At 39.4% G+C, this 26056-nt stretch carries 12 protein-coding genes; 6 read left to right on the top strand and 6 right to left on the bottom strand.

The window, feature by feature from the left end; translation table 11 throughout:
• Nucleotide 1: 1 nt before the first annotated feature.
• Both DKM50_01795 and DKM50_01790 read right to left on the bottom strand, forming a co-directional pair.
• Nucleotides 2-1651 (bottom strand): hypothetical protein, encoded by a 1650-nt coding sequence (locus tag DKM50_01795; GenBank protein ID PZM83636.1) that lies wholly within the window; start codon nt 1649-1651, stop codon nt 2-4.
• Between the two features lie 401 nt (nt 1652-2052).
• Nucleotides 2053-2436, bottom strand: coding sequence for a response regulator (locus DKM50_01790; protein PZM83635.1), 384 nt, complete (start codon nt 2434-2436; stop codon nt 2053-2055).
• Nucleotides 2437-2800: 364 nt separating this feature from the next.
• Here DKM50_01790 and DKM50_01785 point away from each other — a divergent pair, with 364 nt between their 5' ends.
• The 4 genes from DKM50_01785 to DKM50_01770 are packed head-to-tail and all read left to right on the top strand — an operon-like array spanning nt 2801 to nt 8644.
• A complete protein-coding gene (locus DKM50_01785; GenBank protein ID PZM83634.1) occupies nt 2801-3340 on the top strand; it encodes a hypothetical protein in 540 nt (179 codons plus the stop codon).
• Nucleotides 3337-4242 (top strand): hypothetical protein, encoded by a 906-nt coding sequence (locus DKM50_01780; GenBank protein PZM83633.1) that lies wholly within the window; start codon nt 3337-3339, stop codon nt 4240-4242. The genes DKM50_01785 and DKM50_01780 overlap by 4 nt, the downstream gene beginning before the upstream one ends.
• Before the next feature lie 11 nt (nt 4243-4253).
• Nucleotides 4254-7013, top strand: a complete 2760-nt coding sequence (locus DKM50_01775) for a hypothetical protein (protein PZM83632.1) — start codon at nt 4254-4256, stop codon at nt 7011-7013.
• Between the two features lie 26 nt (nt 7014-7039).
• A complete protein-coding gene (locus tag DKM50_01770) occupies nt 7040-8644 on the top strand; it encodes a hypothetical protein (GenBank protein PZM83631.1) in 1605 nt (534 codons plus the stop codon).
• Nucleotides 8645-8689: 45 nt separating this feature from the next.
• On the opposite strand, the gene DKM50_01765 is transcribed toward DKM50_01770, so the two are convergent.
• Entirely contained in the window at nt 8690-9811 is a 1122-nt protein-coding gene (locus DKM50_01765; protein ID PZM83630.1) for an iron-sulfur protein, read from the bottom strand.
• Between the two features lie 330 nt (nt 9812-10141).
• On the opposite strand from DKM50_01765, the gene malQ reads away from it, so the two are divergent.
• Nucleotides 10142-12115 carry a 4-alpha-glucanotransferase gene (gene malQ, locus DKM50_01760; GenBank protein PZM83629.1) on the top strand — a complete coding sequence of 658 codons (1974 nt, stop codon included), beginning with the start codon at nt 10142-10144 and terminating at the stop codon, nt 12113-12115.
• 26 nt (nt 12116-12141) lie between these two features.
• A complete protein-coding gene (locus tag DKM50_01755; protein PZM83628.1) occupies nt 12142-12789 on the top strand; it encodes a hypothetical protein in 648 nt (215 codons plus the stop codon).
• A gap of 19 nt (nt 12790-12808) precedes the next feature.
• Here the strand turns inward: DKM50_01755 and DKM50_01750 are convergent, their stop codons facing one another.
• The 3 genes from DKM50_01750 to DKM50_01740 all read right to left on the bottom strand — a co-directional run bounded on the left by DKM50_01750 (nt 12809) and on the right by DKM50_01740 (nt 25744).
• Nucleotides 12809-13201 carry a hypothetical protein gene (locus DKM50_01750; GenBank protein PZM83627.1) on the bottom strand — a complete coding sequence of 131 codons (393 nt, stop codon included), beginning with the start codon at nt 13199-13201 and terminating at the stop codon, nt 12809-12811.
• 17 nt (nt 13202-13218) lie between these two features.
• Nucleotides 13219-14145 (bottom strand): hypothetical protein, encoded by a 927-nt coding sequence (locus DKM50_01745; protein PZM83626.1) that lies wholly within the window; start codon nt 14143-14145, stop codon nt 13219-13221.
• A gap of 94 nt (nt 14146-14239) precedes the next feature.
• Entirely contained in the window at nt 14240-25744 is an 11505-nt protein-coding gene (locus tag DKM50_01740; protein ID PZM83625.1) for a hypothetical protein, read from the bottom strand.
• Nucleotides 25745-26056: the final 312 nt, after the last annotated feature.

Genomic DNA, 26056 nt, shown 5'->3' with positions numbered 1-26056 from the left:
ATCAGGTTACGTCAGCTTTTAAAAAATCAATCTTTTCTATCTTAATTAAACCTTCACTTTCAAGTTTCTTAGAAAAATTAATAACTTTATTCTGGGCTTCTTCAATCTCCATATAAGAAATATTATTCCCTTTGAGTTCAACCCATTGCTCAATCATTGCTGCCGTACTCTTTGCGGTATTCCTGATAATACCGTCTTGCTGTGCTTTAGGTAACCGGCAAATAGCAGTTGCAATAGTGTTGGAATCAAGTTCACTGAATATTTTCTTTATAGACATTTCATCAAGTGCAATTATGTCTTCAAACAGTACAATATAATCACGGATATCATCAAGAACTGACGGGTATTTCTGGGCGATTGTCTTCGTAATAATCTTCTTATTCTCTGTAGACAAGCTATCAATAAGGCTTCTAATAGTATATTTTCCTCCAAGCAGAGTACTGATCTTGCTTGCGATTTCCTTTTCCAGATTGGTGATTGCTTCTTCATCATATTGTTCAAGACTAACCAGTATTGATACGATTTCTGCCTGTATCTTAGGTGGATATTCAACTAGAATCTTTGCTGATATATCCGGGGACAAACAGGCAAGTGTCATAGCAATCGTTTGTGGAGTTGCTTCGTTTAAAGCAATTTTTATTTGCAAAAGATGTTTAAGCTTATGAACATTGTTTTTATTAATAAACGCAAAAAACTTCTTTTCTTTCATATGATTCTCTTCGCTCTCATCTTGAACGGAAGCCTCAACAGAATGAGCAGGAGCATATGTTTCTCCAGATGTTGTCGAACCAAATCCAGATCCCACTGCTGAGTTGCTAAAGCTTCCAGCCGTCATAGACGAAGTTTCGGATCCATGCTTTCCATTTTTTAACACAGCCATAATGAGTATTACAAAAAGACCGATAAAGAGCAACAAAACTCCAACTGAGATTGCGCCAATAATAACTAAATTGTTTTTTCCAGGCAGCCCTGAATTACTATTAACCTGAGAATTTACTTCACTAACAATCGGAGATGTTTCTTTTGAATCCGGAGACTTATTCGAAATGTCTCTAGCTACTTCCCTGGCTACATCTATTAAAAAAGATTTAGCCTCATTACTATCCTTAAACTTACCAAATGCAGTATCAATTCCCGATTTTTCATTAAATTTCTCTTTATATATTAATATGGAGCGGCTTCTAGATTTTGTCCGCAGATAATTCTCTACAAATTTTCTAACGTTGCCCATCTGACTTCCGGAAATTTCTGAGTTAAACAGAATGTTCACATTTATCTTCTTTATTTCAGAAATTGTTGATTCTTCCTGATAGTCAAACGGGAGCGAAGAAGAAGCTGCTTCATTGATGTTTTTCAGAGCAGGAACTCCCGGCATTAAATATTGTCCTTTTACTTTTGCTTCGTTTTTTTTCACTTCTACATCGGATTGATTCGTATAACTTATTTTTTTAAGACTGGGTGCCAGGTCCACATTTACGGCGATGACCGCTTGCCCGTTACCGGCAATAGCATCTACCATTTTCTGTAATGTTACTTCAAGATTATTTTCGTACTCGCCCTTCCCTGCAATTGAGGAACTATCAAGAGCATAACTCTGAATCGGAATTATAAATAAACCTATCATTATCAAAATTATTTTTATATTATTCATATTTATTCTATATATCCTTTATAAATAGTGTTTTACCTTAGCAAAAAAACTCAAAACATCCAAACCAAACCACGACTACTATTTTTTGAAATAGTCATGCCACTGTTTAACAATTAACCCTTCGAACTAATCATAACGTTATATTTAATTATACCTTTTATTTTCCAAATAACAAATATAGTTGTAATTGCAGGGAAACAAACAAGGACTTACCGATAATAAAAAGAATTTCCTGATTACATTTTTGGTGATAATTACTGGGATATTTTCAATAAAAAAAATTGGGTAAGCTAGGTTTGTCTAAAATTTGTCCAAAATATTTTTTTTGATTACAATGAAAAAACTACTGGACACACATATGGTATTTACAAAAAACTAGTTATACTACTTAAGAATAAGCTCTATTTATCTAGAATTACTTTATCAATTACCTCTTTTAAGTCCTCCGAATGAAATGGTTTGTGGATAAATTTAATAGCGCCGAGCTTTATAGCTTCTATAATCTTATCCTTCGACTCCACGGTACTAAGCACAACAACAGGTATTTTTATACCTCGGGCATTAAGTTCTTTCAAAAACGCTATCCCATCCATTTGCGGCATATTGATATCCGAAAAAATTAGATCCACTTTTTGTTTACTCAATAGTTCCAAAGCTTCTTTTCCGTTTCCAGCTTCATAAATTTGTTCAGGAACCATATCAGCCGTATTGTATAGCGCGACTCTCAATATTGTTCTAATAACTGCCATATCATCAATTATAAGTATTTTAAATTTATGGTCCATTATCAAAATTCCCCACGTCAAATGTAATATTGTATACTTTAATTATACATACATTATTCATTTTAAAGAAATTTTTTGTTAAATTCTCCCATATGTTCGATGCAACATATACCAAACCAAGCCACTAAACAACGGTTCAAGGTATACATACCCAGGTTCGTGAGCGAGTTCCTCTCACCGGAGTCCTTAGGGAACCTCCTAAGCACCTTTTTGGTACTTTTTTGTGGCACAGCAAAAAAGCATATTCTATATTTCTTGTTACCTAAAACAAAAACCAACAAACTATTTTACTTTGTATTTTTTTGTTGTTATCATAATAAAATATCTATTAATATATATATAAACACACTAGGCTTAGCGAAAAATGAATTACATAAAAATGCTTATATTATTAATGGCTTTTTCAGGAATCTTTCTCGTTCCGGCAATGGGAATCGAGCTTGAAGATATAACGATGGAAGGACTCGATGTTAACTCTGCGGTAACAGTGGGAATATCTCTTAGCGAATTCAAGTTTAATGTGCTCGATATTCTCGCATCCGGCACCTTGAACGCAACAACATTCAACAACTTAGTCCTCGATAATACAACTCTAATGACAGACGCTATTATAATACCGGCATTGCTTGGTGCGCTGCTTAATTATCCGAACCCCTTCATCGCAGGCAAAGGGACAACCATTGGCTATAGACTCTCAAAAGATATGGATATCCAGATCAGAGTATATAACATGTACGGATATGAAGTTGCACGGAACAATTATCAAGCAGGCAACCTTGGCGGTAACGGAGGTTACAATAAAGTTCTTTTCCGTGCTGATCAACTTCCGGTGGGCGTCTATATCTACATACTAATTTATGACAATCGAGTATTAGGAAAATCAAAAATGGCAATAATCAAATGATTAAATATTTAATTATCATACTTATTACATTTGCACAGGCAACACTTAATGCTGAGTATCTTGATCCCGGAGCACTTGGCACAAGCGCGTCCACAATAGGAAATGCAAACATTCAAGGTTTCGCAAAAACTGCAACTACTATCTTTGAAAATCCCGCCGGACTCTATCGCATTAAGAGTTTTTCAATCGAAGCTTTTAACACAAAACTCATGAAAGAAGTCACGCACACTAATATAGCAATAGCGTTCAACTCAATCATTGGAAACGTCGGATTGGGATATATAGACAGCCGGATATCTAATATTTTCAATACCGACCTAGATGTCTTCGACGAAATATACACAAAAAGCACATTCGGCTATAACAGCTCGATACTCTATTTCTCTCACGAAGTAGAACAAAAAGGATTCGTCTATGGATACTCCCTTAAATATTACATGATGAACATGGGTAGTTATTCGGGACACGCGTTAAACGCCGATTTTGGTATTTTATTTAATAGCTTCCGGGATATGGAAATATCATTATGCGCAAAAAACGTGCTCCCGGGCTCACCTTATAGATACTCTTCCGATGATTACGAGGTCATTCCGATGCAACTGATAGCGGGCATCAAAAAGCATATTTTTGATATTGATATTTTATCACAAGTACAGGCAAAGAATACCAGTAACGCCAATCTGACGAAACACTTCGCCCTTAATTATACACCGGGCATCATGCCCTTTTTCTCTATTTTCGGAGGCTGGAAAGAATACTTTATTCTGAGCAATAAGCACACAGGAATAACCTGGGGAGTTAAGCTCAACATATCGGCACTCGAATTAAGTTATGCTTCGGAAGCGACAGAATATTATGAAGAAAAAAACAATAATTATTTTTCTTTGGCAATAAACTTTTAAAAGAGGGGTGAATGGTTATGAAATATAAAAATATGTTAGCACTTATGTGTACATTGGTCTGTCTGCTATTCTTTATAAATATGAGTGCCGATGCAATACCTTCAGCACTTAATTTCACCGCACGAATGAAAGATGCAAACGGCAATGTGCTCAATGGCCGGCACAAAGTCATCGTAAGGCTATACGGCGGGATAATTAACGCAAATGATGCTCCGATCTGGCAAGAAGTCCATAACAATATCAATTTTGAAGCCGGAAAATTCACGATTTCGATAGGATCAGTCGCCCCCTTCTCCAACTCCGTCCTTTCAAACGATCAACTTTATATTGGAATGTCTATCGATGACAATGCTGACGAAGTAAAAGTACCGCTTGCCGCACAGTCATTCGCACTCAAATCAAAATACACAGAGCTTGCTGATGATGTCAGCTGGAATAATATAGTGAACGGTTCAATCCCCGGTTCCAAAATTGCAACGATCAATGCGGGTCAGGTTATCGGATTATCAGCCGGTAGCGTTGCCACAGCTACAACAGCTAACTATGCGGTGGATTCTGGCACAGCAAATATCGCATTAAGCATTATAAATGGAGTTATCACGACAGCTAAACTAGCTGACGGAGCAGTCACCGATGTAAAAATCACATCGCTTAGCGGACAAAAAATTACCGGGATCGTTAATCGTGCCACTTATGCTGACACAGTCCTTAACACCGTTTCGACCGCAAGCATTGCACTCATTGCAAACACAGTTGTTCCGGGGAGTATCGATGCAACGGCACTAGCAAGCAATGCAGTCACAACGACAAAGATACTGAACAGTGCCGTAACTGATGCTAAGATTGCTTCGGGTATTGACGGCGCAAAAATCGTCAACGCAGTCTCGACAGCATACTATGCAGCAACTGCCAATTATGCACATGGAGCAAATACCGCAAATATTTCCTCAAATTCTCAATTACTTGGAGGAAAAACCGAATCAACTTTAGCTGTCGCAACCGCAAACTATGCAGTTATGGCGGGAATCGCGACAACCGTAATTAATACAGTAAGCACAGCCAATGTTGCCATCACCGCAAATGCCGTAGCTGCCGGGAGTATTGATACAACCGCTCTGGCAATTAATGCAGTTACTACAACAAAAATAGAAAACAGTTCAATAACAGATGCCAAAATCGCAGCTGGTATCGATGGAACCAAGATTATTAATGCTGTTTCAACTGCTAACTATGCGGCGACCGCGAGCATAGCGATCACTGCAAATGCAGTTGCTGCCGGGAGTATAGACGCAACGTCTCTTGCCTCCAACGCAGTAACGACAATAAAAATAGCAAACGCAGCCATTACCAATACAAAATTAGCAGCTAATAGTGTCGATACTGCTCAATTAGTTAATATCTCAGTAACTGATGCTAAGATAGCCACAGGCCTGGACGGAGCCAAGATCGTCAATGCCGTTTCAACTGCTAACTATGCGTCAACAGCAAATTATGCCACCTTGGCTGATACGGCAACAACCGTACTTAATACAGTAAGCACAGCCAATATTGCTATCATCGCAAATGCCGTAGCTGCCGGGAGTATTAACGCACCAGCACTTGCATCTGATGCCGTTATAACAGCTAAGATATTAAACGGCGCTGTTACAAATACTAAATTAGCCGCTGATAGCGTTGACACGACCCAATTAGTTAATGTATCCGTAACAAACGCGAAGATTGCTGCCGGCCTAGACGGCGCAAAAATCATTAACGCGGTTTCTACAGCTAACTATGCAGCAACCGCTAGTTACAGCATAACAGCTAACACCGCAAACATTGCGATTACAGCAAATGCCGTCACCGCTGGAAACATCGATGCAACAGCCCTCGCGCCCAATGCTGTTACCACGATAAAAATACTCAACAACGCAGTAACCGATGCTAAGATAGCCTCCGGTATCGATGGAGCAAAAATTATCAATGCTGTTTCAACTGCTAACTATGCAGCAACAGCAAATTATGCGACCTCGGCTGATACGGCAACAACCGTACTAAATACAGTAAGCACAGCTAGCATAGCCCTTACTGCAAATGCTGTCACAGCCGGAAGTATCGATGCCGTAGCACTCGCCGATGATGCAATTACAACTGCAAAAATAATTAACGACGCAGTTACCGATGCAAAAATAGCCACAGGAATTGATGGGACCAAGATCGTCAATGCTGTGAGCACTGCTAACTATGCAACAACAGCGAATTACAGCGAAACAACTAACACCGCTAACATTGCTGTTACAGCAAATGCCGTTGCTGCCGGAAATATAGACTCCACAGCCCTGGCATCCGATGCAGTCACTACTATCAAAATACTCAACAACGCAGTCACTGATGCTAAGATTGCAACCGGAATTGACGGTGCTAAGATAATTAATGCAGTCGCTACTGCCAACTTTGCAGCAACGGCAAACACGGTTAGAGGAATTCTTGCTCCGGCTCCAACTCCTTACGATGGATCGGTAGGCGTCATAGATGGCACGACAACCAACACTTACATTCAGGTAGGAAATGCTGGCGGACCAGCTGTGGCAACAACAATTACTGCGGGTTTCCATATCGGGCAAATATTAATAATTGAATATACTGCTGCCGCAAATAGCATTATCTTCTCTAAAGGTGTAACGTTATGCATTGCTAATGCAACCAGAACTCTTGACGAGCACGACACGCTAACATTAATTTGGAATGGAACTGCCTGGGTTGAACTCATGTATGCCCAGAATGCGGAGTAATGATTGATCAATAAAAGGACTTACCGATGAACATAAGAATAGTATTTATATTATGTTTACTGCTATCGGCGGCACTTCCGGTATCCGCCTCTATTATTGATTCGTCACAGAGCGAAATTAACGCAAGGCTCACAGGGATTGGAAGTAAAGGAATTATAGTTCCGCAAACTTATGGACACCATAAAAGCTATACCTTAGGATATATCTCTCTTCAAAAACTTCAGAATACCTCCTCGTACTTTCTTTTAAAAAACATATATGGCATGGACATTACGCTAACCATCCAAAAACAGGAACTCAAGCCGGAACGATGGCATTATTTTGGAATAGAAAAAATCAATACGAACGTCTATGCAAAACAGCACAAAACAACCTTATCTACGATAAAAGCAATCAGCAAACAAGCAAATTTAAATGTTAACACTACATTAGAATCAATATCTGACATCGGCTTTGGTTCAGGCAAAGGCTTCAGCATGGATCTTGGAGTTATCTACGACCTGTCAAATGGAATCAAAATTGGAACTCAAGTACGCAACCTGGCAGGAGTTGTATTCTGGAATAGAGGAGTGAACGACATATTACTAGCCCAGATTGGTACTGGACTAAGCATGCAATTATCTGAGGCAGCAACATTATATATAGAAGCACTGACCGTAAAAAAATCCATACAAACTGGATTCGGGATAGATTTCAGGCCGAACAGCGAACTCATAATTCGACTTGGCAGCTCCGAATCACTTAAATATAATGCCGGATTCACTTACAATAGTGGATTTGCGGATTTTCATTATTCTATAAAAAAGGATGCCGTAAATTCCAGGAACGACATGAGCCTTTTGGAAGTAAGCATTTCGTTCGATGACATTCTTGCCAAATGCATCAGAAATATGAATGCTATCACCGATTCAACACCAAATGAACTACCGGAAAATCAAATCAAAAAAAAACCACAGGAACCCAACAAACCCTCAGTTAATATAAAACCAGAACCAGAGATTTCTATTATTCAAAAGCAACCCATTCCTGATATTACTGCTAGAAAAGAACTAACCTTACCATCTGTCATCATTAATACAGTAACTACAAATATCACTCCGGTTGTCCTAACGGGGTTATCAGCAATCGTAGCTACGATACAAGCACAATCAATTGAGGGAAAACCAGGCACCTCTAATTTTTCATCGACCCCGATAACCAGAGCAGAATTTGCGCAATTACTGGCTTTTACGAAAGAATGCAATGAAAAAATATCGCTCATTACAACTCCAAATATAATAAAGTTCAGAGACATTCCCGATACTTACTGGGCAAAGCAATACATTGAAAAAATAGCTGCCGCAAAAATCACGAGCGGATTTGAGGATGATACCTTCCGTCCTGAAGAATATTTGACAAACGTTCAAATGCTGGCAATGATCATCTTGATCCTTGATATACCCAACAACCCAGCGCCGATCAAATTTATTTCGAGATACCCAGTGGAAGAAAATTGGATGATCGATGTGATACGTGTAGGCTATAACTATCATTTATTTCCGGAAGATATCTATAATTATAACCCTAATAAGTTAGTCGAAAAAGATGCAGCAAAAAACATAATTAAAGAAAAACTGCGCCCTGTAAATTAGTTTTTTCCTTATTCTTTTTCCCCGGGCCCAAAACACTGGTGCGAACTAAATCCAGGGGAGAATTATCTTTTTTAACTCAATAGCCCCGTGAGGACAAAGCTCTTGGCAACAGTAGCAGTGAATACATTTATCATAATTAAAAACAGGCCCATTGTCTGTATTTTGAATGACCTTTACCGGACATACTTCTCCACAGATACTGCACCGGGCACATTTACTTACAATAAGTACAGGCTTCTCGATAAGAAACCCTTTCAATAACGTCTTCACGAGCATCAAGATTTTGTTTCTCAGCTCTTTTTTGCGTGTAGTTTGTTTGATAAGTTGGAACCCCTCGATCTTAACATCCTGGATATTCTCGCCTCTGGTTTCAATATCATCCAGAGCAACAAGGTCCCGGTCAGAAGCATAGGTAAGAAAGGGAACCTCTTGAGGAGGCAATCCGATAATTTCACAGGCTACAGCATCAAGGGCAAAAGTATTGGTGCTCGCCATAATGAGTCCGACCTTTCGAGGCGTTCCATTGCTGGGGCCATTCCCTTCCATCCCGATAACCGCATCCATAATATTAATGTGAGGAATGACAGCAGTATTGAGGTCAACGATCATGTGAGAGAACAGCTCTCTGCTCGGCATTTTCACATGCCCCTTCCCCTTTTCAAGTCCAGGCAAGCAGCCATACAGATTTTTAGCAGCTCCGGTAAAATAGGTTAACCCATGCGTTTTAAGTTTAGGAATATTGATAATAACATCTGCGATAGTAACCGCTTTTTCTATCTTGAAGTGCCTGACAAGCCGACCATTTTCAACTGCAATCTCAACAGGCTCATTAAAAGGAATAAGCTTGGCCCCAAGCTGTTCTATAACCTCGTACATTCCTGTTTTCTGCGCGTTTCTCTGCGTCGAACCGAACCCTGAACTGTCACCGATCCATAATTCCCCGCCATACTTTTTTACGATTACTCCAACAGCCCAAAGAATTCTCGGATGAGTCGTCACAGCTCTATCCGGAGATAGTCCCATTAGGATATTGGGTTTTAACAACACCTTACTTCCTTTTCTTATCAAAGACTTCAAATCAACCACCAGGGATAAAGCCTCTTCAACTTTACGCACCAAATCTTCATCCATATAATCATCGCATTTAACAATAGAAACTGCCGCCATCTGACGCTCCTTTATAGCCTCAACTCTCTAATTCCCAGGAATACAAGAGGTTATTAACACAAGATATCATATTCCAGACATAGTTAATTATATGTTTTTTTTATTAATTTCTCTCATTTAATTTTTAAACAAAAATAAAAATATCGTCATATCGAAATCACCTCATATAAGAACTCTGTATTAGAAATCTTTTGTGATACCCGCACTCCGATTCCTACGGTTATTCTGTTATATTTATTATTAGCTCTAAAATTGTTATAATAAGAATGTCAAAAAATATTTAATATTCTAAAAACAAATAAGATTCAAAAATCTTTGAATGAGGTCATTATGAGAACCGAAGAACATCTTTTACAACTGCATGTCCCGCATCATACAAAAACACACTGGGACAAGATAAGTTTCCAGAAAAGAATAGGTACCGCAATCCCCCTTTTCTCGTTAAAAAGCGAAAAAACCATGGATTTCGGTATTGGCGATTTTGCCAGTCTGAAAGAATTCATTGATTTATGCAAAGCATACTCACTGGAAGTTATACAGCTTCTGCCGATAAACGAAACGTCGCCCCATGATAACAGCCCGTTCGGCGCAATAAGCGCCTTTGCCTTGAATCCTCTTTATGCTGATATCGAAAAAGCTTTTGCTGCCCAAAACATTACAAATATAGAGGAAGCTATTAACTCCGACATTGAAATATCCGGATTATACAAAAAAATAAGCCAGAACAAAAGAGTTAATTACAATGAAAGCCGAACACTGAAAACATTTTTACTACAGTGGGCATATGACCATTTTCTGTTAGATACAAATAGTCCCAAAAAGGATTCTTTTATTGCATTTTATCAGAATAACTTATTCTGGCTAAAATCTTATACCTTATTCAAGCTATTAAAAGAAAAATATAATTGGATTGCAATAATAGACTGGCCTCAGGAAATCCAAATCTATAGCGAAAATCTCTATAACCAGTTCCAAGTTAGCGATGGATATGAAATGGATTTCTATGCATATATCCAATGGATATTATTTCAACAATGCAGCGACATCCATAACTACGCACAAGAAAACAAAATTCTTATTAAAGGAGATATACCTCTCCTTGTAGGCAAAGAAAGCGCCGATGTCTGGCAACATCCCGAATATTTCGATACCAAACTCAAAGCCGGTGCTCCTCCTGATTTTTATGCTGAAGAGGGGCAAGATTGGGGATTGCCCGTATATAAATGGAAAAATATCGAATCAGATAAATTCATATGGTGGGAAGAGCGTCTGCACTACGCCGAAAACTTCTTTGATATCTATAGAATCGATCACGTACTAGGTCTGTTTCGTATATGGGTAATTCCTGAAGAAACCCTGGCTAAAGATGGCTACTACTTACCAAGAGACAAGACAACCTGGGAGCAGCATGGAAAAAAAATGCTCCAGATGCTGCTTCACAGCTCTACCATGCTTCCTATTGCCGAGGATCTCGGCACAGTCCCGCCAATAGTCCGAAAAGTACTCTCCGAATTGGGTATACCAGGCTACAAGGTAATGATAATGGAACACAAAAAACCTACCGAGGTTTTTGAACCGATATCGCTCGTCAGCACAAGCACTCACGATTCCTACACATTACAGGGTCTCTGGGAAAAACTTCCTTCACATGAAAAAATAGAGTTTTGTTGTTTACTGGGAATAAACCCCGAAGAAAACCTTCATTTTAACAATTCCCTCCATAAGAAATTACTCAATAAATTTATTATTGGGACACCAGCCCTTTTCATCATACTCCCGCTTCAGGATATTCTCGGAACTATTCCGGGTATTATCGGTGAAAATATTGAAGAGGCAAGGATCAACACGCCAGGGACTGTCGGTGACCATAACTGGTCGTACAGATTTCCCAGCATAGCTCTCCCAGAAATTCATCAAAAACTTAGCATTATTTCGTCAATATGCAAAGAAACCAAAAAAAGTTTCGCACGCTGGAAAACAATATCGACTCACCCGCTGATCAAGAACATTAACATAGACACGCTAAGACAAAAAAAGCATTTAACAGTCGCTCCGGATCAGGATATATGGATCCAAACTAAACTGGGCGGAATGACAAGAATTATCGAGATACACCCTGACAACACGTTTGATCTAACAATCAAAGATGTACCACTTACAAAAAAAGATCACGAAGAATCTGGGGTCTTGCTATCCGGACCTGATAAATCAAAGGAAATAAAAATCACTTTTTTGTGGCGGATTGATTCTGATAATTACGAATGGGAAGGTGAAGACTATATAATCACCTATAAAGAAAAATAGTTTTCGAGTTTTTTGGAGATTTGAAAATGTTAAAAGATATTTATTCAAGATATGCAGGAATATGCGCAGTAATAATGAAAAAAACCAGCGGGAACAGCTATGATTTTCTGGGTTCAGGCTTTTTTATCACGGCACGCGGATACATTATTACTTCGTCAAACATTGTTGCCCCTTCTGACGAATTGTATATTAATATCCCGCACAGCAACAAAAGCTTCTCAAACATCATTGACGAAAACATAACAACAATCCCCGTGTCACTTCAGCAATACGACGAAGAAAACGGTTTAGCCTTATTAAAGACAGCGGAGCCAACCGACCTGTCAGTCCCTCTTAAATTATTTGATTCCACTGAAGACCTGCAATGTGGTTCCAGTATCTCATGCATCGGATTTCCTTTTGGACGTGAAAGTATCTATGTACCATCAATTATCAAAACAATTATCAGCGCGAAATACCTTCTCAAGAATGCTAAAAAAATCCTTCAGTTAGATACTCCTTATTCTTTAGGCTTAGTTGGGTCACCGGCTATCAACATTCATTCCGGCCTGATTGCAGGAGTAATGACAAACCCACTAATCGACACCTCGGGTACCGATCTCAAGCTTTCTTATGCTATAGCTATCGACCAAACGGACAGTGTGTTGCGAAGCGAAGGCCTATACATCAAATAATAGTATTGTCTCAGCGTCACTAAGGAATTGCCGGTGGCACTAAATCACTCTCAAGATTAAAAGTAACATTCATGACACTTTCTCCCTCGGTAATAACAACAGATTTCGTTGCTTGATCATTTTCCGCAATATACCAGGCGTTTTTAGAAACACTCACTTCATAAGTTCCAACGGTTAAGCCACTGATAACATACATACCGGAGGTTTCCGTTAAGCCCTGTTTTATAGCATTTCCACTCCTGGCAGTCACCACAACACCACTATGATCTACTTGATCCTTCAATAGCACAGAACCATAAATTGCCCCATTCGTGTCAGTGGTAACTTGTTTGCAGCCACCCAGCAGAAACACTGCCGCAAGAAAAATAAAAAAAATAATTATCGACATTTTCTTCTTATATATTAGATTCACGGAAAAATCTCCTTTAGCTAAAATCCAATCTCAGCTTTCAAGCTGTCCCCCAGGTCATGTTTGCTATAGGCTACATTTATCTTTATACTATCGACGGATAAGCCGCAGCCCATAGTAACCATATCATTCACATAACCAACCTGAAAGCTCACTTCTTGAATTACCGAAACCTCTGCTCCATAGGACATTGATCCCTCATAGTAATCCGTACTGACAATAACATTCTTCATAGGCTTGATAGCCATGCCAGCTCTGATCCTACTTGAATAAACATCATTTCCTATCGCTGTTTTATTGATGTCGTGGATCGATATGCCTATATTCATTATATCTGTAATTATTAATGATGAAATATCAATACCAAGTCCTCTTTTCACGTTTCCATTACACTCTTTTACAAGGTACTTCCCAACGATTCCAAGGGATAACCAATCGACCCCAGTGTTCAATCCATAACCTAAGAGATAAGCAGTATCTCCATAACTGAAACTACCCTGAACTGTTCCGGCATCGTCAGTCCGAACAATGTCCCTTACCTTTAACCCTATGTAACCGATGCCTATTGCCCCTCCTCCTACTGGAACTACGAGGGAAGCATGCGTCTTACTTGCCATGCCAAACACGTTACCATAAGAAGTCAAAAGTGCTGCACTCTTTATCTCTCCTAATCCGGCTGCATTATAAAATATCGAGTTGGAATCATTGGCTACCGCAGTGTATGCAGACCCCATCGCCAATGCCCTGACCCCAGTATCTGCAGAAAGGAAATCATTGCCGATAACATTAGCATTTGCATTAGTTGCTAAAAAGGAAATAATGAAAATGAATAATAGATATATTTTCATATTTGCACTCCCCGCAGTACATATACCAATTTTCATACCAACTAATGAATCCTTTATTCTGTAAAGGTCTGAGACAAAAAAACAGAGGTGTTGCAACATGCAACACCTCTGATCTATTTTAACGTGAATATTGAGATTTTTATTGCTACATGTAGCAATTTACGGCACAGAAAAAGACATCGTATTTTCGGGTTTAGTTATTCCAGATTGCTATCTTTTCTTTCTTCTTAAAGGAACTTCCATCAACACTTCTAGCATCAATGAGATAGAAATACACGCCTGAAGCAACTCGTTCCCTGCTATGAGTACTTCCATCCCATCTAATTATGTTGTCCCCCACGACAAAGTTGAAATCATTTTTATATATCTCTTTTCCAGTCACACTGTAAATCTTAATATCACCGGCACCCGTCTTGTTTGAGTTAAACTTGACCTTAACATCGGTTTTATTGATATTACAGGGATTCGGATAATTGACAAGTCCGCTTATTTCGAAGAAATCGCTGGAATCTAATACCTGAATAGTGAACACCGTAAAGCCCCCCTCACCGGCTAAACTAAAAGAGTTGCCATTCAAAGGTACTATATTTCCGTTTCTGTCAGTAACGATTAGTGTCTTGGACTTAGGAAGAGAATTCAATCCTTCAATCATAACAGGAATAACTGGAACACCTGCATTCTCAACGATCATCTTCCAGGTGCTGTCTTTCTTTTTTATATCTGCTTTATAGTATCCTGAATATTCTCCCCAACTACTTTGTTCTTCATAAAAAGAGAGAGCTTCTTTGTTAAATCCAGCAATCTGAGGCGGTATCAAACTATCATGATAATCATAGCCATCCACCGCATCATCGCTCTGACCCAACTCAAAACTCTTCCCTTGCACTTTAATAGTTACCACCCAGCCATTAGTCTTACTCGTCGAATAACCCTGATTAGCTAACGTGCTAAGTGAAGTCCATTCTGTAGAATAGGGAAAAATCAGTTCGATATCTTTAAAGGCCTTAATCCATGCACCTTCAAATGGATTGAGCACAGTTATCTCTTTGTAATCGTCATGAGCCTCATTAAGGCCAAAGAGTTTTGAAGCAATAATGCGAGCTTTAACCGCATCCGCCCAGCTATATACTACTGTGCTATCTTTTATTTTTATTGCTGAACAGGGAAGTGCAATGAAGAATGGATCTGAAATAAGATTCCAACCCTTAGCGATTTTCAAGGTATAATCTTGAGTTAGCTTTTTCGGATTATTAAGCTTCACTTCAACCGCATTCTGTACTTTGACAAAACATGAATTCGCAGGAGTGAAAGGCTCATTTCCTATAGAATATTTTTTGCCGTTCCAGTTATATACAATGAGTTGAGGGTCTCGAATGCAATCACTCATTGACAGCTCTGTTACGATATAAGGAACTGAAATCAGGTTAATCCCTGGACTGAGCATAGCAGTATGGAAAAACATCTTTGAAATAACATTAGTTTTAAAAGATTCATTTCCTGCGTTGTCAAAGGCACTAACTTGATATGAATAAGTAACGTTATAGCTTAAACCCGTATCTATCGATAAAGAATCACCGCTAGTAAGCACCCTGTATTTTTCTCCATTTTTATAAACATAATAGCCTTTGGTATCATCCGAGTTTTTATCCCATTGCAACCAAAGTTCGTTCTTCACGGTAGTAGTAGCAAAATGGAAATTAACAGGTGTTTTGGGTGGCTTTTCATCCTGAGGAATAATGGAACGCTCAGGAGAAAAAGCTTCCCTGCCAGAAGAATTTAATGCTGCGACCTTGAATCGATAACCTGCCGTATTAACCCATCCCGGGGTTAATTTGTTGGCAATGTACGTTGTGTCTCCCTTATTAAGGGTAGCAATTCGCTCATTATTCCGGTAAACGATATAAAAAGAAATATCGTTAAACCCATTACCGTCATCAGCAGATTTTACCCAGGTCAGGATTGCATTATCACCATTATCAGGAGAAACGTCGGTTACTAAAAAGTTCGTGACAGGCGCAGAAATATAGATATCAATTTTTGGTCTTACCACTCCCGAAAATACACTTTCGATTTCGTGTCCATCTCGATTAACAGTATAACTGAATCTGTAATCGGTATCTGAATTGAGATTTGAAACGATCGCAGCAGTACTCACTGAAGAAACTTTAATCCACTCATTCATCAAACCAGATGTTTTGTTAATCTTATCGACACCTAAAACAGGCCAGATTACTTTCAGTTGGGTACCTCGATCATTTGGAACATCGATAACTTCAGGAGCTGGCGGGGGCGTATCATCATACGATTTAACACTTACAATATTACTTGCAGTTGATGCGAGGTTCGAAAAGCTCTCGATTTTATAGTTATAAGTTACGGATGGCTGTGAAGCTGCATCCAGATACTCGACAAGTGCTGAACTACAGACTGCGATTCTTTGCCACTGATTTATTGAACCTGAACTTCTATAAACCCCAAGTGAGCTTATTTTTGTATCAACTACTTTTGACCAGGTCAATTTTATAGTCTTACCTCCGGTACCTAAAACATACTCGGCACGAAGATCGTTTATTTGATCAGGAGTAATTTCGTCTTTAGGTGTCACCGGAGGTAACTGAATAGTATGCGGTCCTGAACTATTAGTATAAGTTAATTCATAAATATACGTTGTATCTCTATTCACCTTATTATCAATATATTGGTGATCAGTATTAGAAAGATATTTAATAATCTTACTACTATCATCGTACGATGTCTTCCTCATAATAGTTACAGCAGAAAATGCAGGATCTTCGCATGCCCAGAATAACTTGAGCTGAGAACCATTGTCAGGAGCGACATCTTCAACCGTAACCACTGGAATATTACGATATGCACAAACCCGATTTGTCGGATTAGATTTCGATTGGTTACCTGCCCTGTCTTCAGCAATAACTTCATACTTGCCTTCTACGGCCAGATCATAATACTTCAAATTAGTAGTACTTCCGATTTCATGCCCATTCCTGATAACACGGTATATTACGACATCAGGATCACTGGCAGTCCAGTATAAATAGATGACCCCACCTTCATCATTCGGATTGTCGACTGCATTCAGGACCACTTGCTGAGGAACAATCTCATCTTTTGGCAAGGTAGGTTCGCTTTGTTTACTATCAGCTTGATTACGGCTATCAAAGACCCTTACCTTGTATATATAAATCGTAAGCAGATCAAGCCCTTTATCTTCGAAACATTCGATATTTCTGTCCATGATTGTCGATATCTTTTTCCAGGGCCCATATTTATCCTCCGGATTTTTTTCCATTCTATATATCTCATAGCCGATAACATCTTTGCTATCGGACTTAATCCAAGACATCTGAAGTATTCCGCCGTTATCATATGGATCTGTTACGTCTATTTTTGTTACCGGTTCAGGTCCCGTATTATCTATAGCGATCCCGTTCACAGAAACGAGCGAACGATTATTATCCATATCCGACACTTCTATGGTATAGAGATAATTAACCGAAGGAAGAACCCCGGCATCAATATAACTAATAGCAGTTTTTTCCAGTTGCGTTATAATCTGTCCATTTCGACAGATAACAATAGACTTCAGATCAGTATCTGCGGGATTAGTCCAAGACAGTCTTAGCGCATATCCCTCATCGTCCGGAACATCCGATACAGAGACATCTTTAACAGGATTAATATAATCATCGAGAGGAGTCGCCGTAATAGTATTTGACGTTGTTCTATATGTACAGTCATCAGCGACAATACAATAACTGTAGCTCTTGCCTTTAACGAGGCCGTTATCGATATAGACGGTATCACGGAGGTCATCCTTCAGAAGTTGTCCGTTACGGTATAGCTGATACTTAAGTCCTGTTTCGGGAGGATTCTCCCATGACAATGACAGACTAGTGCCGTTATCATTCCTCGTATCAATAACGACAAAATCCTTTACTGTCTCAGGTGCCACATTATCAACTGCCATCGCATAAGCAACATTCGACTCCACATCATATGTTCCATCAAAAACAAGGATTTTGTAGTAATATTTCTTGTTATTTGTTACGTTATCAGTATAGGATATAAGGTTAAACGTAACGGCATTAAAGGACGCAACCATAGCGAAGCTGATACCATCCGAACTACCATAAACTTTGTACCCTTTAATATCAGGAGCAGAAGATTTCGACCAGGTGACATTGAGCACTCCGCCGTTGTCGTTGAGATTGTCTGCTACCGCCAACGGCTTTACATCCGGCGGTAGATTATCAATAGCTTTTACCTTGACAGCTGTACTAAATATTTTCAATATTCCATCATCGGCGGTTATCTCATACACATACTCATTATTCGGATCTACCGTATCATCAATATAGCTCATTGAATTGCTCCTGTAAGTCTTAATCAGAGCACCTTCTCGGCGTACGTTGTATGTGGAATATTCTGCACTTTTTTCACAAGACCAGCTTAGCTGAATAGAATTACCGTTATCGTTTTCTTTGTCTTTTCCTGTCAGATCAACCAACACTCCCGATACGGTATCGGACTTCGTTCTGTAGGTACCATCATCACTAAGGATGTAATAATTGCAAACAATTCCTTTAGTAATATTCATATCTGTATAAGTAGTACCAAGCAGATTGTCCGCCAACAGCTGTCCATTCTTATACAGGCTATAGCTCAATCCAGCCTCTGCCGGGCCCTGCCAGGCAAGAAATAACTTCCTTACCTGACTTTCCTCTTGGATATTGATAATTGTAAGGTTCTTAACCTTTTCCGGTGCGATATTATCGATTGCTTTACCGGAAGCAATATTTGAGGCTACCTCGTTTGTTCCATCGGAAACGACTACCTTATAATAATAAAGATGATTGTTCTCTACGTTATCGGTATACGTTACCGTATTTGCAGTAGCACCGTTTAAAGTTACACGAATATCAAAGGTACTTCCATCCAGACTTCTATAAAGTTTATATCCCTTCACGTCCAAAGCTTTAGAACGGTCCCAGCTTATTACAAGCATTTTCCCATTATCTCCAAAATTATCTTCAACTTTAATAAGTTTATTGAAATCAGGTACGATATTATCTATGCTACTTATATGAACAACATTACTGGTAATCACATTTTTCCCATCATCAGCTTTGATTAGATAAGAATTAAGTATATTAGGAGCGACAGAGTTATCTGTATATGTCGTCATATAAGTGTTAAACGAAGAAATTACAGCACCGTTTCTTAATATTGTATAAACTACGTCTGATTCAAAGTTATCGAACTTCCAACTAAGCTCTATATTTTCGCCATTATCATCCGCCCTATCCTGCGCATAAAGCTCAATAGGATATGGATTAATATTATCAAGCGACAGCCCAGGGAGCACATTACTCGATGCCTCATTTCCAAACCTATCAACCGATTTCAAACAATATGAAAAAATAATATTCTTTGTTGCTGCCGTATCTATATAGCTCGTCACATCGGCATCTAAAATAGTTAGTTTCAGATTATTACGGTATAAAAAATATTTCGATAAATTAGGTTCGGAAACAGGCGCTATCCAGGTAACTTTGAGCATTCCACCATTGTCTTGTGCAACATCCTCGGCTTTAAGTAAGGTAGGAGGGACAACCAGGTTGTCTTTCGCAAATCCGATTACGGGCTTACCTTTGGAATAGTTAACTCCGTCATATGCAAGAATATAATAAGAATAACTGACATTATCAAATGGAACATTATCAAAATAATTAATGCTAACAGCATTTAAAGTGCCGATTATTTCATCATTTCTATAAATAACATAACTAATAGTATCATCAGTATTCTTTGTCCACGTGACAGCGGTCTTCCCACCATTGTCATTCGGGTTATCCTGAACAGTTAAATCTTTAACCTCGTCCGGAGGGAGATTATCGATAGGAATTACACCGTAAGGCAATTCCGTCGTGGTCACACATGATTTATCGCGTGTTTCTATTTTATATCGGTAAACAGCATTATTTGACACTCCAGAGTCAATGTAAGATGTCACTCCCTTCAAAAGGGTTGCAACCACAATCCACTCTCCGGCATCTTTCCTGTAAACAGTATATCCGGTAACATCCTTGGCCCCGGCACCATCATCTTCTGATTTCGTCCAGGTCAGCTTAATCTGATAACCATTGTCACTGGGATTGTCTTCTCCTTTAAAATTGGAAATGCCTTTTGGCGGAATATTATCAATTGAACTCCCATCCACCCAGGAACCATAACTCCAGTTTTCGCCATCAGTAACAGCTAGCCGGAATTGATATACTACAGTATCGACAGTGTTCACTTTAACAGCATAGCTTTCATGACCATCAGCTACCTGTTCCGAAACCGAAACCCCATCGAGATCATTCAAAAATTTTCGGTAGAGGACATATTTCACAAGGTCATTCGAGCCACCGCCGTCATCAGCAGATCGAGGATAACTAATCTGCACCTGCCCCCCGGCATCGTTCAGAACATCAGCAACCGTAATTGTCGGAACTTGAGGTGGGCGATTATCCCTGGCATAACAGGAAGTCTGAATTGTTTGTGCTTGATTCCCGTTATAATCTACCGTTTTCAGACTAAAGGTATAAGGTTTATTTTTTTGTGTCCCTGTTAAAGTGTAAGTTGTAGATCCCGGAGGAAGTTCAACGACAGTAGACCCGATGTACACAATATACTTTGACAAGTCGTTACTACCTGCACCATCATCAGCAGACTTAGTCCAGGCAGCAATAACAGCTTCACCATTATCTTTAGCTACATCATAAACTCCGAAGTTAACAGGAAGCGCAGGGGCCAGGTCATCCTTACTACTTCCGGTTGCTACATCGGAGGCGATATCATAAGTTTTATCGGTCACAATTACTTTGTAGTCAAATACTTGATTAACCGTTGCCGAATAATCAGTATATTTATTATCTCGCAGCCAACTACTTATCATCGACCAATTCTCTAAGCCATGCTCAGATCGATACAATTTGTATGAGATTGTCAGATCAGTCCAATTGAAACTAAGACTATGGTTCCAGCTAATCCCCAAAACCCCGCCGTTATCTTTTATATTATCGGTCACTACAACATTTCCAACTTTATAGGGAGGGTTCTCATCCTTAGGCGTAACCGGGCCTGTTTTCTCACATTGATTATAGTTTAAGCCGTCAAAAGTCTTAACAAAAAAGGTATAAGTTCGCATTTTGTCAGTGGCTAGCGTATACGAAGTCACCCCTCGCCCTAAAGTAACGGATTGCTCACCGTCATTAACAACCAGGTAATAGTTCACCAGATCATTACGACCGGCCCCGTCATCGGCAGATTTCGTCCAGCTAAGGAGCAGCTTTTCTCCGTTATCACTGGGATCAGTAACCTTGAGGTTTGTGACATTTGCAGCAGGCTTATTATCGATATATATCTTTCGAAAGACATAGCTGCTATAAGCATTGTCCATCGTCATCGAACGTGCTCTGACATATACATCGGATTCATTTCCTTTTGGTTGGCTATCCCACAGCATCTCAACCGGACTATTATAAATACCATCCGCCTGTTGCCACGTTCCATTGATTCCGTTGGTAGAATTAAAGCTATACTCAAAATCAATTTTCTTTACCCAGGAGTAATTACTGAAGGTTTTGACTTTAAGCAATACTTGCCCGTTCGTTCTATAATACGTTGCCGGTGACTCAAGAAAAACCGTCGGATAAAACCCCGTGTGGTAGGGATCATGCTGGAAAGTCGACCATTGGGTGTTATCACTGTCATAGACGCCATTAGTGCTCCAGGCACTTATCTTTCCTGACCAGTCGCCGGACAGGATATCTGTTTTTCCGTCATTCTCAAGATCAACCAGGACCGGACTGAGTCCCATAGTACTGCCCAACTGTTTGGGAAACCCGGAGACTAATGCTCCTTGCTGCGTATAAGCATAAAGTTGGTTCCTGTTCCCACCAACAAGGATATCAGGTTTGCCATCCCCATCGAGATCGCCGATAACAGCACTCGAACTTAATTCGGCTTTCACTTGGACCGGGAAGTTAGGAACGATTTGTCCTCGATAGTTAACCGCAAATAATTTATTGTCGGACGGGTCCAGATGAGGGATAATAATATCGAGATATCCATCGCTGTCGATATCTGAGAGCACCGGACTTAACGCGAAATGTCCGCTAGCAAGCCTAAAAGGATATCCTGAAATAGGATTTCCTAGGGAATTGAATACATAGATTGCAGGCTCTTGTCCGCCGGCAAATATTATCTCGACTTTGCCGTCATTATTGATATCACCCATTACAGGAGATGCTGTCATCCAGACTGAAGGCGTGGTCTTATCCCAGATTAATACTCCATTATGATGGTAAAGCTGGAAATGTGTTACCGGATTAACATCAGCGGTACTAAATGCTAAAGCAATTTCCAGATCGCCGTCACCATCAATATCGCCAACAGCGGGAGTCCCGAAGATATCAAAGCTCGCACCGCCAGACAGATTCACAGGGAACCCGGCCATAACAGTACCGTTCATACCCTCAAGCGCATAGAGTTTGCCATCAGTTGCAATAAGAATATCTTTAATGCCATCGTTATTAATATCAGCGATTACCGGACTGGAATTGTTAGAAAGCCCGGAAACAAGATTCTTCCATTTAAGGCTCACATCAATTTCATATACGCTGATCCCTACGAATGACCCGAAAACAATAATCTCATCCCTGCCGTCATTATCGACATCGGCAATTGCCGGTGACCCTGCACCTTTAACTCCTATCTCTTTTCCATTTTCCCAGCCGGTAAAAGGTGTTCCATCGTGATTGAAAATATATACTTTTCCATCATTAGACTGAACAACAATTTCAACATTCCCGTCTTCATCAATATCTTTGTAGGTCGGCACTCCGTAAATTGCGCCTGTTAACTGGATTGGAAACCCCTGACGGGCTTCCTTGTCAATTGTAAAACTAACGGTTACGGTATTCTGTTTATTTCCTGCTTTATCAAGAGAATAAAAAGAGAGATTGTAATTCCCCCCCTGGCTAATGATCAGAGAATCTGTATATTCTTGCTGGGCAATATCTCCGATACTGAAAAATATCTTGTCTACGCCGGACATGGCATCAAAAGAAACAATATTTATGGAAACCTCGGTATTATAAGTTTTGTTTTGAACTGTAGTTGACGTTACCGGCGGCGTATTATCGATGCCGAAGGAAGCTATTTGAGAATCAGAATTACCATCAGGATACTGAGCTACGGCTTTTAATTGAAAGCTTTGTATATCTCCATAAGCCGTCGTATCTAATTCATAGGCTAAGGTCAAAGAGCTAACAGTTGTAAGCTGTTTCCAACTATCGTTATCGCCAATACGGTAATAAAGTGATTGAGAGATTAGTTTGTCACCAATAGCACTCGTCTGAACCGAAATTGTTCCCCTCTCCCATTGATCGAAACCGCTGACAATGGAAACACCTTTTCGGGCAGTAAAATCCGTAACTATTTCTAGTGAGGGATCGCCCAGCACGTTAATAGCAAAATAGAGTAACCGGTAACAGTTACTTCCATCGTTTACGGACCAGTATGGAAACATTACTTCGCGTGAAGCTACAGCTGCTCGGCTTATTTGTTTGATATCCTTCTGAACAACCGCCTTATTGAATTCATTGTGATACCTGGCTGATGGCCCATCGCCTGCTCCCCGGTAATACCAACCATAATGAGTATTACCGATAAAAGCAGCGGCACCTTTCGCTCCGGTCAGATATGCCTCACTAATTGAATCACTATAGACAAAATAATTGGGAAAACACCCATCAGTATAATAAATAAAAGGCAAGCTATTATTTAGACTTTGTACACTAGAATTGTTCAGTTTTGCATTATAAACATGATTCGAATGCCCCATATGGGAATAGAATTGCGCACTATTGCTGTTTATCAATGATACCAAATCAGATCCGCCCCAGTATTTAACATCATCGGCATATTTGGTAACGCTGAACTTAGCTGCCAGTGCTGTGGACAGATAAGTTGTAAAAGAACTGCCGGATGTATATGAATCTAGATTTTCACCTAATACAACTGTTTTTTTCATATAAGGGGTTTGAGGGTCCATCGATGAAAGCTGAATGGTCTTGTTTACCATGTTCGTCACTTCTGTAGCGCTCGATGCGGGAAATCGTCCAACATATACTTCAGAATAGCGGTCATAGTTCTCGCCTCTTTCTGCATATATTCTATTTCCATTCGGGTCCCACCCATCATCGAGACATGCATAATAGATATCGGTATTGATATTCTGATCATCAGGCCCGCCATAGTCCCCAATATATGAAGGGACCTTCCTGGTTGGTACATATTCAGAATCCGCACCTAAAACAACGTACTGAATACCATAAGAAGTGTACGCATATTTAATATAGTTCTTTATTTTTTGGGCATTATCGACTCCAGCTTGATTGCTAAAAATCTGTTCTGTCGAGACGAAAAGAACTTTCATTCCGAGTGACTGTTTATAAGTAATTAACGGAGCGTAAGCGGATGAAAAACCTTGAGGTGCAATAATAATAAGATCGTACGTATTGCTAACCGCCCTTTTTTGAACGGAATTTATCTTTAATTGAGTATCATTCTCCAGAGCATCCCTGTTATCAATCAGCGCCTGAACAATCTTTTTTGCATTATTGATCTGCTTTATTGATGACGGGCGTAACACATTTTTCATTCCAATCGATCGGTCAGCAACCAGGTTTACCGTCACCTTAAGTTTTCTTGAAAAAATTACCTTTTTATCCTTAGCATAATAAGTAACAGGAGTAATAAGCAACGGTAGTATTTCATACCCGGAAAGAAGTTGGGGTGACTGACTGCTCAGACTCACATTTGGAGTATTGCTTTTGTAAACCGATTCATTAACAGTAATGGTCTTTTGGTCCTCAGTACTGCTTATCGGTATCGCCGGCTGCTGGGGTGCTAACACCTTATCTTTGTAGATAATAGTATCAAGGTTATCATATTCTATAGATGCTACTTTATACCCATCAGGTATTAATAAATGGCCAGCTCGATAAGGAAGCATCGGAGTGCCGACTGTGCCTTCATTATACAAGCCATTAACTGACATAACCTGAAAACCATCACTAGTAATTTCAAACGTAGGATCAGCAAAGGTATAGGTCACCTCGATCATTTTATCATAGCTCTGCTGTTTTGCAGCAGGAACCGAATTGAAGGAAATAGATTGCATTGGGTTGAAAGGAGCAACATTAGAAGCTACCTTATGATCAGAATAATTAGCGATAACTTTATAATAATTAGTGTAGAAAGAAATAGCCGTATCAATATAAGTAGGTAACTTTGTTTTCCCTACGAGTTCCCAATCTTTCTGATTAGTGCTCCGGTAAATGCTATATTCGTTTAATGTTGAACCGGATTCCTCCCAGTACCCCGACCAATCTAGCATGGGTCTGCCTGCCGAATTACCAATTACAAGTTTAATATCGGTAGAAACCCCCTGTTCTAAAATATCCTTCGAAAAAAGAGAAAGATTGCTCGTGCTCGTACGCGCAAAAGCTTCTAAAACACCGTTAAAAACATTAACTAAAGGAGTGAAAATATCTGCCGAATAACCAGTCTGCGGAGAGAAAAAGAAAAGAAAGATAAGAATAACCAATAGTTTATTATGCTTCATTGTGCCCTCTTTTCTGTACAAGTCATATTCGAATATTATTGCTGCCAAATAAACACCGCCTGATGATTATCAATTTTTATGCCAATTGCTTAAATGCAGGAATAATGAGGATTAGAAAAGAGGCTGACTTTTGTGGTTGCAAAACGCCACATACTTCTACTCTGTTTTACCTGGTACTGTTGCAAAATACCAACTTGCCGTCGATAGAAGAGTATAGGAAATTGAAATATGCAGCTAAATACCACATATTATTATGCGAATTTATACTAAAGCTATTCGAAACCAATTTTTTGATGTTATTTGGATATATAA

This window comes from Candidatus Margulisiibacteriota bacterium (genome assembly GCA_003242895.1).
GTDB lineage: Bacteria > Margulisbacteria > Riflemargulisbacteria > GWF2-39-127 > GWF2-39-127 > GWF2-39-127.
This window is presented reverse-complemented; position numbering and strand designations above follow the sequence as displayed.

Bases quoted from the DNA above. Each gene is read 5' to 3' on its own strand.
- DKM50_01795 (PZM83636.1), bottom strand. From the start codon at position 1,651: ATGAATAATATAAAAATAATTTTGATAATGATAGGTTTATTTATAATT.
- DKM50_01790 (PZM83635.1), bottom strand. From the start codon at position 2,436: ATGGACCATAAATTTAAAATACTTATAATTGATGATATGGCAGTTATT.
- DKM50_01785 (PZM83634.1), top strand. From the start codon at position 2,801: ATGAATTACATAAAAATGCTTATATTATTAATGGCTTTTTCAGGAATC.
- DKM50_01780 (PZM83633.1), top strand. From the start codon at position 3,337: ATGATTAAATATTTAATTATCATACTTATTACATTTGCACAGGCAACA.
- DKM50_01775 (PZM83632.1), top strand. From the start codon at position 4,254: ATGGTTATGAAATATAAAAATATGTTAGCACTTATGTGTACATTGGTC.
- DKM50_01770 (PZM83631.1), top strand. From the start codon at position 7,040: ATGAACATAAGAATAGTATTTATATTATGTTTACTGCTATCGGCGGCA.
- DKM50_01765 (PZM83630.1), bottom strand. From the start codon at position 9,811: ATGGCGGCAGTTTCTATTGTTAAATGCGATGATTATATGGATGAAGAT.
- malQ (PZM83629.1), top strand. From the start codon at position 10,142: ATGAGAACCGAAGAACATCTTTTACAACTGCATGTCCCGCATCATACA.
- DKM50_01755 (PZM83628.1), top strand. From the start codon at position 12,142: ATGTTAAAAGATATTTATTCAAGATATGCAGGAATATGCGCAGTAATA.
- DKM50_01745 (PZM83626.1), bottom strand. From the start codon at position 14,145: ATGTTGCAACACCTCTGTTTTTTTGTCTCAGACCTTTACAGAATAAAG.
- DKM50_01740 (PZM83625.1), bottom strand. From the start codon at position 25,744: ATGAAGCATAATAAACTATTGGTTATTCTTATCTTTCTTTTCTTTTTC.